Annotated in this window: 11 protein-coding genes; 9 read left to right on the top strand and 2 right to left on the bottom strand. The window is 72.2% G+C overall.

What is annotated here, in order from left to right; genetic code table 11:
• Positions 1-29: 29 nt before the first annotated feature.
• The gene (locus tag ACIQPQ_RS27030; protein WP_401308427.1) at positions 30-1,487 is read right to left on the bottom strand and encodes an FAD-dependent monooxygenase; all 1,458 of its coding nucleotides are present in this window, start codon (positions 1,485-1,487) and stop codon (positions 30-32) included.
• A 1,017-nt stretch (positions 1,488-2,504) separates the two neighbouring features.
• Between ACIQPQ_RS27030 and ACIQPQ_RS27025 the strand changes: the two genes are divergently transcribed.
• From ACIQPQ_RS27025 to ACIQPQ_RS26985, 9 genes are all read left to right on the top strand, one after another.
• Entirely contained in the window at positions 2,505-2,825 is a 321-nt protein-coding gene (locus tag ACIQPQ_RS27025; RefSeq protein ID WP_401308424.1) for a hypothetical protein, read from the top strand.
• A gap of 26 nt (positions 2,826-2,851) precedes the next feature.
• The gene (locus ACIQPQ_RS27020; protein WP_401308421.1) at positions 2,852-4,090 is read left to right on the top strand and encodes an MAB_1171c family putative transporter; all 1,239 of its coding nucleotides are present in this window, start codon (positions 2,852-2,854) and stop codon (positions 4,088-4,090) included.
• A 449-nt stretch (positions 4,091-4,539) separates the two neighbouring features.
• Positions 4,540-5,028: a hypothetical protein gene (locus ACIQPQ_RS27015; protein ID WP_383777905.1), complete on the top strand. Its 489-nt coding sequence runs from the start codon at positions 4,540-4,542 to the stop codon at positions 5,026-5,028.
• A 328-nt stretch (positions 5,029-5,356) separates the two neighbouring features.
• Positions 5,357-6,136: an enoyl-ACP reductase FabI gene (fabI, locus tag ACIQPQ_RS27010; RefSeq protein WP_401308418.1), complete on the top strand. Its 780-nt coding sequence runs from the start codon at positions 5,357-5,359 to the stop codon at positions 6,134-6,136.
• Between the two features lie 703 nt (positions 6,137-6,839).
• Positions 6,840-8,270: a DHA2 family efflux MFS transporter permease subunit gene (locus ACIQPQ_RS27005; protein WP_401308415.1), complete on the top strand. Its 1,431-nt coding sequence runs from the start codon at positions 6,840-6,842 to the stop codon at positions 8,268-8,270.
• Positions 8,271-8,424: 154 nt separating this feature from the next.
• Entirely contained in the window at positions 8,425-8,952 is a 528-nt protein-coding gene (locus tag ACIQPQ_RS27000; RefSeq protein WP_401308412.1) for a YceI family protein, read from the top strand.
• A 252-nt stretch (positions 8,953-9,204) separates the two neighbouring features.
• The gene (locus ACIQPQ_RS26995; protein WP_383777913.1) at positions 9,205-10,074 is read left to right on the top strand and encodes an NAD(P)H-binding protein; all 870 of its coding nucleotides are present in this window, start codon (positions 9,205-9,207) and stop codon (positions 10,072-10,074) included.
• A complete protein-coding gene (locus ACIQPQ_RS26990) occupies positions 10,061-10,798 on the top strand; it encodes a putative quinol monooxygenase (protein WP_401308408.1) in 738 nt (245 codons plus the stop codon). Before ACIQPQ_RS26995 ends, ACIQPQ_RS26990 begins: the two co-directional genes overlap by 14 nt.
• A 19-nt stretch (positions 10,799-10,817) precedes the next feature.
• Positions 10,818-11,687, top strand: coding sequence for a class I SAM-dependent methyltransferase (locus ACIQPQ_RS26985; RefSeq protein WP_401308406.1), 870 nt, complete (start codon positions 10,818-10,820; stop codon positions 11,685-11,687).
• A gap of 128 nt (positions 11,688-11,815) precedes the next feature.
• On the opposite strand, the gene ACIQPQ_RS26980 is transcribed toward ACIQPQ_RS26985, so the two are convergent.
• Positions 11,816-12,370 (bottom strand): GNAT family N-acetyltransferase, encoded by a 555-nt coding sequence (locus tag ACIQPQ_RS26980; RefSeq protein ID WP_401308403.1) that lies wholly within the window; start codon positions 12,368-12,370, stop codon positions 11,816-11,818.
• Positions 12,371-12,536: the final 166 nt, after the last annotated feature.

Below are 12,536 nucleotides of genomic sequence, written 5' to 3'. Positions count from 1 at the left end.
AACGGGCGGGTGGCCCGGCTCCGGGGGCCTCAGGCGGGCCCGAACCAGCGCTCCAGCGCCGTGGTGAGGTCCTTCGCGGGCGTCGTCGTCCACGCCACGTGACCGTCGGGGCGCACCAGCACGGCGGTGGTGTCCGCCAGCGGCCCGGCCTCGTCCAGCACGGTCGCGGTGACGATGTCGACCCGGTCCGCCCAAGGCCCCGCCGCCTCGCGCAGCGCCGCGTCGTCGGCCAGGTCCAGCAGCACCCCGCGCGCCGGGTGCAGCAGTTCGGTGGTGCTCGTCTTGGCGTCGGCGCGCACCAGCTCCAGGTGCGGCAGCCGGCTGCCGAGCAGCGGGTGGTCGCCCGCGCCGACGTCGTAGCGGATCTCCAGACCGCTGACCATCCGGGCCAGGTGGAGCGTGACGTCGGGGTACGCGGTCAGCTCGCGCAGCACGTCGCGCAGCGGCTGCATCTCCGAGCCGCTGAGGAACAGCAGGCCCTGGGCGCGGGTGTTCATCATCAGCCGCTGCCCGACCGGGTGCCGCTCGCCGTGGTAGGTGTCGAGCAGCGACTCCGGCGCGGTGCCGCGGACCACGGCCGCCAGCTTCCAGCCGAGGTTCACCGAGTCCTGGAGGCTGGTGTTCATGCCCTGGCCGCCGGCCGGGAGGTGGATGTGCGCGGAGTCGCCCGCCAGCAGCACCCGGCCGCGCCGGTACTCGGTGACCTGCCGGGTGGCGTCCCCGAAGGAGCTGATCCAGACGGCCTCGCCGTGCGCGATGTCCTCGCCGGTCAGCCGCTTCCAGGCCGCCGCGACATCGGCGTACGGGACGGGCTCGGTGCGCTTCTTCGGCGGGGTGCCGCCCTCGCAGACGATGAGGCGGGTGATGCCGTCGTCGAGGTGACCGACCATCACCATGCCGCCGGGCAGGGTCTCCCCGATCATGCGCTGCCGCAGGTCGAGACCGCGCACGTCGGCCAGGTACATCTCCAGGGTGGCGGCCGTGCCCGGGAAGTCGAAGCCCGCCGCCTTGCGGATGGTGGAGCGCCCGCCGTCGCAGCCCACCAGCCAGGGGGCGCGCAGCCGTTCGGTGCCCCCGGGGCCCCGCACCTCGACCTCGACGTGGTCGTCGCCCTCGGAGAGCGACAGCACCTCGTACCCGCGCCGGATGTCCGCGCCCAGCTCGGCCGCCCACGCCTCCAGCACGCCCTCGGTACGGGACTGGGGGATCGTCTTGTTCGGCAGGTGCGCGCCGTCCAGGACCGACAGGTCCAGCGGTACGCCGCCGAAGTGGCCCTGCGGGCTCGTCTCCAGTTCGCCGAAGCGGGGCAGCAGCCCGCGCTGGTCGAACACCTCCATGGTGCGGGTGGTGAAGCCCAGGCCGCGGGACTCCCCGGTGGACTCCGGGAGCCGCTCCAGCACGATCACCTCGACGCCCGCCAGCCGCAACTCGCCCGCGAGCATCAGTCCCGCCGGACCGGCTCCCACAACTATCACCGCGGTGTCCATGAACCCCTCCTCGACCGGGCCGCTTTGTCATGCCCTGTGGGCATCGCGAAACCGTGAAACGTTGGACCGTGACATCTCGGAAATCTTGGAATCGTGAAGTCTTCGAAATCTGCGGAGACCGGTCCGGACACGCCGATTCCGCTGAGCGGCGTGTGCGGACGAATATCGGGGGAGGAATTCCCAGCCGTTTCGAGAACCTTGGGCTGTGCGGACCCGCCGCGACATTGCGAGCGGTCGTCCTCCCCGGCCGTCGGCGACGGTTCGCCGGGCGGTGCTCATTAGCTTTGTTGCTCGGACGAGGGAGGGTCAAGGACCTTCCTCTAAGCCAGGATGAAGTTTTCGCTAGGCGTTCCGGAGTTCCCCGTTCGGCCCCGTCCCCGGCGGCCGGCGGGCCCGTCGGCCCGCTCGGGCGGGCGGCGCACACACGAAGATGTCCGGGGTGCGGGGGAGTGTCCGGTTCGTTCGGACCAGACCTTCACGCCCCGTGGCGTCCGCCGTGGTCACATTCGTGCGCCCGGCGCGTCCGCCCGGAACCGGCGTGACCGCGGTGCACGGGAAGGGGTTGCCTCTCGGTCGCATGATACGGATCACATTGCCGGACCGCTTATGGCAATGACGGAGGAAAACTTCCTGACGAAAAGCCAAACAACGGTGACGGGACGATGTCCCCCCGGTGAGCTGCGGCGCACCCGCTCGCGGCGGCGCGCGAAGCCACGCCCGGTGCGCGTTACGTTCGTGTAAATCATTCTGGGCATCTCGGCCGCCCTGGGCTAGGGTTGGCCGAGAACGCCGTCATTCGCACAACCGACGCACCGTGTTAGGGGAAGCATGAGGAAGCGCAGGTTGCGGCGGCGATGCCGCAACCTCTTACGGGACCTCGAAGTCGGATATCCGCTTGATGTGCATGATTTATGCCGGCGTTTGGGGGAGCGTCGAGGCCGGGAAATAAGGCTGATTCCGTATCCCCTGGAATCCCCGGGACCGCTGGGCGTCTGCGTCGCCACGGACACGGCCGACGTGATCTTCTACCAGCAGGACACCACCCGCCCGCACCAGGACCACATCATCCTCCACGAAGTGGGCCACATCCTGGTCGGCCACCTCACCGTGCCCGCGGCCGACCTCGTCACCCGCGGCCCCGGGGCGGGGACCGGTCCCGTGCGCATGCGGACGGTCTACGACTCCGAGGAGGAGCTGGAGGCCGAGCTGATCGCCACGATCATCCTGGAGCGCTCCGCGATGCGCGGCACCCGGCAGGGCCCCGAGGCCCCCGGCCACGAGGACCCCGTGCTCGAACGCATGGGACAGGCGCTGCGCAACCGTACGTCCTGGCTGTGACCGGCCCTCCCGACCCGGGGTGAAGAGTGCACATCAAGATCATCATCTGCACCTACATCGACCTCCTGGTGTGCCTGTGCGCCGCCAGCCGGGTGGTCCACGTCCGGCGCGCCCCCGACGACCTGCCGCTCCAGGCCATCACCAAGTGCACCGTGTGCATCGCCGCCGCGCTGGTGCTCTTCCACCCGTCGGTCTACGCCTGGCTGCTGACCGCGACCCGGGGCTTCAACGTGCTGGCCGCGTGCGTCGTCTGCATGGCCGCCGCCTACTGGCTGCTGGACTTCTTCCACCTCTCGGCCGTCGGCCCCGAGGGCGACCGGTCCAACGCCCCCGCCGTCTGCTGCCTGTTGCTCTTCCTCGCCGCCGCGACCGGGGTGTGGGCGGCCTCCCCCGAGTCCCTGCGCGCCGCACCCTCGGAGTGGGTCAACAGCAGCCACGGCACCGCGGCCGTCTTCGTCGCGGTCGTCGCCGCCTACATCGGCGGGGTCTCCGCCACCGCCCTGCGCTGGTCCCTGGTGTACTCCACCGTCACCGTGCGCCGGAACCTGCGCACCGCGCTGCGCATCCTTGCCGTCGCCCTCGTCGCCGAGGTCTGCGCCTGCGCCTTCAAAGTCCTTTTCACGCTGGCCCAGTTGGCGTTCCCCGTCGACCCCGGCGTCACGGCCGTCGCCAACACCGTCTGGTACGTGCTCAGCCTGTTCGGCGTGTGGATGCTGGTCGCCGGGGTCACCCACCCGGTCACCGCGGAACTCCTCGCCGGTCTCACCGCCGTGTTCGCCCGCCGCGCCCTCTACCGCGAACTCGGGCCCCTGTGGGCGGCGTTGCACGACGCCTTCCCCGAACTCACCATGCCCCGCTCCTCGGAGTGGTTCTGGACCCGCGTCCCCTACGTCTGGCCGTGGCGCGCCCGCGCCTACTACCGGCGGGTGATCGAGATACGCGACGGACTGGTCCGCCTCGCGCCCTACTACGCCCTCGGCGCCGAACGGGAGGCACGGGCCGCCGCGACGGAGCGCGGTCTCGACGGAAAGGAACGCGACATTCACACCGCGGCCGCCGTCGTGGCCGCCGCCCTCGACCGCAGGGCCCGTGACGAGCCCGCCGAGCAGCGCTGCGCCGTTCCGGAGGGCGGCGGCCACGACCTGGACTCGGACGCGCGCTGGCTGGTGAGTCTGTCCAGGGCGTTGACAACGATTCAGGGTTCGGGCATGGTCCCTGCGAACCCGGCCCCACCCGCCCGTACTCCCGGACGGGTCGGCGGGTGACGGCGTGAGCGTGGCCCGGTGCCACGCCCGCCCGACCAGTCGGCGCGGACCTCCACGGCCGCGTCCGGACGCGAGACCGACACCGCGACCCGCAGGCCGAGTTGGCCGCCGGCCGCTCAGGGAGGAAGCGGTGGGCATGCGGCGCAGAGCGGACGGGGGCGCGCGGTCCCGGCCCCCGACCGAAGAGGGCAACGGGGATGATCCCGAAGTTCCGTTTGTGTGCGGGGAGGTGACGGACAATCGTTTCCGCACGCGTCCGGTGTCCGCCGCGCTCCGGCGGCCCGGCGCCCCTCCCCACCGGGAGCCCCGCCGGTCAGACCGGGTGACCCACCCGGTCGCCATGGACGGGTCCCCGTCACGGGGGGACGGGGCGCGGTGCGGAGCCGGGGCTTCCTCCTGTAAAATGGGAAAGCGATTTCACTGCACCTGGGGGCGGAAGGGAGCATTCCGTGGTAGCTGGCGACAGCGGGGCCATGGGCTGGCCTCGGCCCGCCGGTGACTTCACCCAGTGCCTGAACGGACTCTTCGCGTCCGTGACGTACGAGGACGAGACCGGCCGTCAGCGGTCGTACTCCACGCCGTACGTCGCCAAGAAGATCACCGAGGACCCCTCTCACGACACGACGGTGTCACGTGTCTACCTGGCCGCCCTGCGCTCCGGGCGCAACACCAACCCGACCATCGCGGTCGTCAGGGCCATCGCCAAGTTCTTCGACGAGCGCCGGGTGCCGGGCATGCCGCCGATCACGGCCGCGCATCTCCTCGGCGTGGAGGACGTCGAGGAGCAGGAGGAGCTGGAGCGCAAGCTCGCCGACCGGCAGGTGCGCACCATCGCCATGCGCGCGGGCGAGATGACCCCCGCGATGCGCCGCCAACTGCTCCAGATGCTCGACGCCCTCGACGAACAGGCCGTTCCCCCCGCCGCCGAACGCACCTGATCCAGGCGGCGGTTGGCCTTTTTCGCGTCGAACCGGCCGACGAAACGGCAGTGTTGGTGTTCTGCTGCGCCGAAGTCCCGTTCTGAGTACGGTCGTCGGGGGTCGCGTACTCGCCGGGGGGTGCCGTGCGGCGTCGTTCCGGTCGATCCCTTTTCCCGTTGTGGCGCGCGCCCTCGTTGTGGGCCCCCGCGCCCCATCGGTAAAGTATAGTTTTCACAGGGCGGGGCGGTGGATGCCGCACGCCCTCGTGAGCAGCAGCCGCACACCACTACCACCGGAGCCGTCCCGACCACCGGAGCGGCGGATTGGGCATGGGTCACCGAGCACCATGAGTGGAATCCTCGCAGGCAAGCGCATCCTGGTCACCGGCGTCCTCACCGACTTCTCCATCGCCTTCCACGTGGCACGTCTCGCCCAGGAGGAAGGCGCCGAGGTCGTTCTGACCGGCTTCGGCCGGCTCTCGGCCGTCGAGCGGGCCGCCCGGCGGCTGCCGAAACCGGCCCCCATCATCGAACTCGACGTACAGAACCAGGAACACCTCGACACCCTCGCCGCCCGGGTGGCCGAACACCTCGGTGAGGGCGTCGACCTCGACGGCGTCGTGCACTCCATCGGGTTCAGTCCGCAGGACGCCCTGGGCGGCAACTTCCTGAACACGCCCTGGGAGTCGGTCGCCACGGCCGTCGAGATCTCGGCGTTCTCCCTCAAGTCCCTCACCACCGCCCTGCTGCCCCTCCTGGAGCGGCGCGGCGGCTCGGTGGTGGGCCTGAGCCTGGACTCCGCGGTCACCTGGCCCATGTACGACTGGATGGGCGTCGCCAAGGCCGCCCTGGAGTCGACCTCCCGCTATCTCGCCCGCGACCTGGCCGACCGCAACGTACGCGTCAACCTGGTCTCCGCGGGCCCCATCAAGACCGTCGCCGCCCGGTCCATCCCCGGCTTCGCCCAACTGGTCGCGGTCTGGGACCAGCGTTCCCCGATGGAGTGGGACATCAACGACCCCGAGCCCGCCGCGCGCGGCGTCGTCGGCCTGCTGTCGGACTGGTTCCCCAAGACCACCGGCGAGGTCGTCCACGTCGACGGCGGACTGCACGCCGTCGGCGGCTGACCCCGCCCCACCCGCGTGACCGCCCCCGCCCGCCGGTGCGCACACCGACGGGCGGGACACCGGCCGGGGCGGCACGGTGGCGTCACGCACGGGGCCCGCGTTCCGCGCCGTCCTGCCGAACACGGCTCTCCACAGCGGAACGTGGGCCCGACGGGCGCACGGCTCCGGGACCGTGCCGCGCCCGGAGCACGGCAGGTCCCGCACGCCCGGTCGCGAGCCGTGCGCGCCGGAACCCGTGTCGTCCCGGCGCCCACGCCGTTCACCACGGGGGAAACACCCGGCCGTACGACGCCACCGTCCACGGCGGAGCGACGGGAACCGGCGGGGTGGCGAGCCGGCGGGTCGGTACGACGACGTATCGACCCAACGACTCCTCGACCCAACGACTCCTCGACCCAACGACTCCTCGGCACAACGACTCCTCGGCACAACGGCGTGCCGGTACCACGACGTGCCGCTACGACGACGTACCGGCTCAGCGGCAGCGCCGCACGGACGCGGCAGTCGCCGCGCGACGAAGCGACAGGGCGACAAAGCGACAGGGCGGCGGAGCCACCGGCCGCACACCGGCGAGTGGGGGAGCACCCAGCCCGCCCGGTCCGACCGGTCCGACCGGCCCACCCCCGCCTCCCCGCCGCCCGTCACCCCACCCCCTCGTACGACGCGCCCGCACCGCGACCGACCACCGATCCAGAGGAGCGTCATGCAGCAGCGAGCACCCGCCCGTCGCGACACCGCGTTATGGACGCTGATCATCGCCAGCGCGGCCGGGTTCATGGCCGCGCTCGACAACCTTGTCGTCACCACCGCCCTGCCCTCCATCAGGGAGGACCTGGGTGGCGGACTCGGCGACCTGGAGTGGACGGTGAGCGCCTACACGCTCACCTTCGCCGTCCTGCTCATGCTGGGCGCCGCCCTCGGTGACCGCTTCGGCCGCCGCCTGCTCTTCACCATCGGCCTCGGTATCTTCACCGCCGCCTCCGCGGGCGCCGCGCTCGCACCCGGCATGCCCGAACTCATCGCCGCCCGCGCCGTCCAGGGCGTCGGCGCCGCCATCATGATGCCCCTCACCCTCACCCTCCTCTCGGCGGCCGTCCCGCCCGAGCGGCGCGGCCTCGCCTTCGGCGTCTGGGGCGCGGTCAACGGCCTGGCCGTCGCCGCCGGACCCCTCGTCGGCGGCACCCTCACCGAACACCTCTCCTGGCAGTGGATCTTCTGGGTGAACGTGCCGCTCGGCGTCGTCCTCATCCCGCTCGCCCTGCTCCGCCTCGACGAGAGCCGCGGCCCCGCCCCCCGCCTCGACCTGCCGGGCACCGCCCTCGCCAGCGCGGGCCTCTTCGGCATCGTCTACGGCCTGATCCGCGGCAACGGCGACGGCTGGACCAGCGCAGCGGTCCTCGCGGGCCTCGTCGGCGGCGCCGTCCTGCTCGCCGTGTTCGTCGCCCACGAGACACGGACCGCCCACCCGATGCTGCCCATGCGGCTCTTCCGCAGCCGCGCCTTCAGCTCCGTCAACGCCGCTAGCCTGCTGATGTTCGTCGGCATGTTCGGCTCCATCTTCCTGCTCAGCCAGTTCCTCCAGGACGTCGGCGGCTACTCGCCCATGGAGGCGGGCGTGCGGATGCTGCCCTGGACCGCCATGCCGATGATCGCCGCGCCCGTCGCCGGAGCCCTCTCCGACCGCTTCGGCGGCCAGCCCGTCGTCGTGACCGGCCTCGTCCTCCAGGGCACCGGCCTCGCCCTGCTCGCCCTCGTGGTCGCACCCGACGTCACCTACGGCGAGATGGTGCCCTCGCTCGTCCTCAGCGGCATCGGCATGGGCTTCTTCTTCGCCCCCACCGCCAACCTGGTCATGAGCAGCGTCCGCCCCGAGGAACAGGGCATCGCCTCCGGCTCCAACAACGCGCTCCGCGAGGTCGGCGGCGCCCTCGGCGTCGCCGTCATGTCGGCGATCTTCTCGGCGCAGGGCGGCTACACCTCCGCGAACGCCTTCGTCGACGGGATCACCCCCGCCCTGTGGGCCGGGACCGGCGCCGTCGCCCTCGCCGCGCTCGCCGCCGCGCTGGTCCCCCGCGAGACGGGCCGGATACGGCAGAAGCCCGGCGCGACCACCCCCGACCCCGTCACGGCCTGACCGGCCCCGCCATTCCTCCCGCCCCGCCCGCCCCCGGCTCCCGCGGCCCGTCCCCGGGAAACCGGCGGCGCGTACCGGACGCGGGACGACCCCGGATCGGGCCACGCACACGAGGGTTCCGGTTCCTTTTCCCGAAATCGCTGAGGAGCGCACCATGACCGTTTTCGGCAATGCCGTCCAGTACACGCCCGAAACCGGCACCTACGCCATTGATCCCGCCCAGTCCACCGTCCGGTTCCGCATGCGGAACTTCTTCGGACTGGCCGTCGTCCGCGGCACCTTCCCCGTCATCCGCGGCGAGGTCGTCGTGACCGAGCCGACCTCGTCCTCCACCGTTGAGGCCGTCCTCTCCGCCGCCGGGATCGACACCGGCAACACCAAGCGCGACGAGCACGTGCGTGAGGCCGGGTTCCTGGACGTCGCCACCCACCCCGAGATGCACTTCCGCGGCGAACGCGTCGAGGCCGGCGACGCCGGACACCTGCTGCACGGCCGCCTGACCGTGCGCGGGATCACCAAGCCCGTCGCCCTCACCATCGACGCCCTCTCCGGCGACGAGACCCGCCTGGTGTGCCACGCCGTCGCCACCGTCGACCGCTACGCCTTCGGCGTCACCAAGGCCAAGGGCTCCATGGGGCGGCACCTCACCCTCGACCTCGACGTGGTCGCGGTCCGCGGCTGACCGCACTCCCGGCGACGGCCGGAAACTTCGCGGAATCTTAGAGAAAGTTCCTTGCCCCTCGGTTTCCCGGACTGTGAAGCTGTAACCCGAATTCCCGATCCCTGTCACCGCATCGGAATTCGCCACGGCGTCACACGCTTTCGTGGAGACGCGCACCGCAATTCGCCCGGTCCGGGTCGCGGACGGGAAATCGAGGGGTCCTTTCGGGGTCCGTCGCGGGAATCCAGCAGAGCCAACGGAAAGGAAACGGTCATGGGCGCAGAGAACGTGGTCCTGGTCATCGGGGCCACCGGGAACGTCGGCCCCAACGTCGTCCGTCAGCTGATCGGCGAAGGCGTCACCACCCGCGCCCTGCTGCTCGCGGACGACCCCAAGGCGGGCCGCCTGCCCAGCGAGGGCGTCGAGATCTTCCACGGCGACCTGGCCGACCCCGACAGCCTCCTCCCGGCCCTCGACGGCGTCGAGTCGGTGCTGCTCATGTGGCCCTTCTTCACCCTCAACGTCGACACCGCCCCGGCCGTCCTGGAGCGCATCGAACGCCACGCCCGCCGTGTCGCGTTCGTCTCCTCCATCGGCGTCCACATCGGCTACGAGCACGCCGACAACAACTGCCACGCCTACCTGGAGGGCCTCATCGAGAAGACCGGCCTGGAGTGGACCTTCCTCCAGACCACCGGCTTCACCGCCAACGCCCGCCTCTCCTTCGCCCAGCAGATCAAGAAGTCCGACGTGGTGCGCTCCCCCTACGGCACCGCCGCCCGCTCCTCGATCCACGAGGAGGACGTCGCCGCCGTCGCCGTCCGCGCCCTCACCGGCAGCGACCTCGCGGGCCGCCGCCTCGTCATCACCGGCCCCGAGGTCCTCACCCAGATCGAGCAGGTGGAGATCATCGGCGAGATCATCGGCCGCGAACTGACCTGGCAGGACGTCCCCGCCGAGGCCGCGCTCAACGCCATGGTCGGGGCCGGCTGGCCGCCCGCGTACGCCCACGGCGCGCTGGACTACTTCGGCATGCTGACCAAGGAGCCGGAGCTGATCACCGGCACCGTCGAGGAGGTCATCGGACGGCCGCCGCGGACCTTCCGCGAGTGGGCCGTGGAGTTCGCCGATGACTTCCGCTGACCGGCCCGTACCCCCCGTCGCGCCGGCGGACGGGGGGACGCCCGCCGCGGACCGGGCCGCGCACGCGCCGTCCGCCGCGCCCCACCGCACCGGGGAGGGCTTCCGCACCTTCCTGACCCTGCGCACCGAGGGGCCGAAGGCCTCGGCGGAGGCCGTCGCGGTGGTCGAGGCCGAGGTCGACGCCTGGATACGCGACCTGGACGGTTTCCTCTCCTCCCGCGTCCATCTCGCCCTCGACGGCACGGCCGTCGTGCACTCCGTCGCCTGGCGGGACGAGCTGAGCGCCCGCAACACCTACCCCGCCGGACTCGCGGCGGCCGTCGTCGACCGGCTCGGCAGCGCCGCCGCCCTGCGCACGGACCTGGTCGGCGGCACCCCGTCGGCCGGGGTGCTCGGCCCCGACGCCGACCGGCCGCCCGGCCTGCTGTGCGTCGCGGTCCGCTACGTCTCCGGCTACGAGGGCGCCGCCGCGATGGCCGACCTGCTGCGCGGCAGCGGCACCTGGAAGCGGCACTTCCCCGGGTTCGTCTCGGCGACGCCGTACATCAGCCCCGACGGCAGGACGTACGTCAACTACCCGCAGTGGCTGGACCGTGAGGCCTTCGAGGCGTACATGGCGGACGAGCGCAACGCCGCCGGACAGCCGGACATCGGCGCCCTGGAGGTCGCGCCGCCGGACATCGTCCTGTGCACGCTGGTCTCCGAGACCGTCGCGACCGGCTGAGAGGAAGGGACCGACCCCGATGACCACGGACGCGACAGACACGACCGACACGACCGACACGCCTGACCCGGCAGACGCGACCGCCGGGACGGCCGCCACTGCGACGGACGCGAAGAGCACCGGATCGCTGACCAAGGGGCAGCTCTCCCCGCTCGACCAGGTCCGGCTGTTCGAGAAGAAGTACGACGCCGTGACCACCGGCATCCTCGACGGGCTGCCCCTCGACCCGGCCTGGCGCTGCCTGGACCTCGGGGCGGGCGCGGGCTCGATGGCGTACTGGCTGGCCGAGCGGGTCGGCGAGGGGTCGGTGCTCGCGCTCGACACCGACACCGGCTATCTGGAGGCGGACCGCGCCCCCAACCTGACGGTGCGCCAGGAGGACCTGACGAAGGCCGAGTTCCCCGACGGCTCCTTCGACCTCGTCCTCGCCCGCGCCGTCCTGGAGCACGTCGCGGACCCCGAGGAGGCCCTCGCCCGCATCGTCCGCTGGCTGGCGCCGGGGGGCTGGCTGGTGGTGGAGGACTTCTACTACCTCCCGGCCGAGCACGCCCCGACCCCGGTGGGGCGGGCCCTCGTCGGCGCCTACGTACGGCGCATGGAGGCCCAGGGCGCCGACATGCGGTGGGCCCGCGCCCTGCCCCGCACCCTCGGCGGCGTCGGACTCGTCGGCATCGGCTCGCGGGTCACCCCGGCGGGCCCCGGACAGTCACCGGCCGACGACGAACTCATCGGCACCCGGATGCGCCAGGAAGGGCACACCCTGGTGGAGAACGGCCTGGTCACCGCCGAGCAGCTCGCCGACTTCATCGACGCCCTCGGCACACCCCGGGGACTGGACATGACGACCCTGCTGATCTCGGCCTGGGGGCGACGCCCGCCCGCCGACTAGGCCGACCGCGCCCTCGGCGCCGCCGGGCCCTCCCGGCCCGGCACCGAATCGAGCCCGGCCGGGTGTTCACGTCCCCCGGCCGGGCGTTCGCGTCCCCGGCCCCGCCGTTCGCCTGCCGCGCCCCCGCCTCATGTGTCGGAAGACCGCCGCAGGTCCTCCCACCGCCGTGCCAGCAGGCCGTAGAGGAGGTCGTCGGTCCATTCGCCCTTGATCCAGGTGAACTCGGGCCGCTCGCCCTCCCGTCGGAAGCCCACGCGCTCCAGCAGCCGCGCGGAGGCGGTGTTGCGGGCGTCGCACTCGGCCGACACCCGGTGCAGACCGCGCCCGTCGAACAGGTCACCGAGCACCGCGCGCACCGCCTCGGACGCGTAACCGCTCCCCTGCCGCGCGGGCGCCAGGGTGAAGCCCAACTCGGCCTGCATGCCGTTCTCGTGGAGCCGCACCCCGACATCACCGACGAGTGACCCCTCCGCCGTCAGCTCCACCGCGTACTGGAACCAGCCGGGCCGTGCGGGGTCGCCCGCGGCGAACTCCCGCACCAGCTCGGCCGCGTCCCGCCGTGACACGGGGGCGGTCCAGCCCTGGTAGCGGGCGACCTCCGGGTCGGATCGGTAGGCGGCGAGGGCCGGGGCGTCGTCGGGCCGGAAGCGGCGCAGGGTGAGGCGGGAGGTTTCGATGAGCACGGAGGCAGTTTCGCAGACGGTGCCGGACCGCACGCGGAGTGTTCCGGCCGGGCCCTGGTCAGAAAGGGCATACCGCGCGCCCCGCGCATTCCACCGCCTGCCCGGCCCGCATTTCCCTATTCACTTTCCGGCCCTTCCGCGGACAGTCCGGGGCCCGCGCCGAGCC

Source organism: Streptomyces sp. NPDC091281, from assembly GCF_044757425.1.
GTDB lineage: Bacteria > Actinomycetota > Actinomycetes > Streptomycetales > Streptomycetaceae > Streptomyces.
The sequence above is the reverse complement of the archived record's forward strand: the minus strand, read 5'-3'. Positions and strand labels throughout refer to the sequence as shown.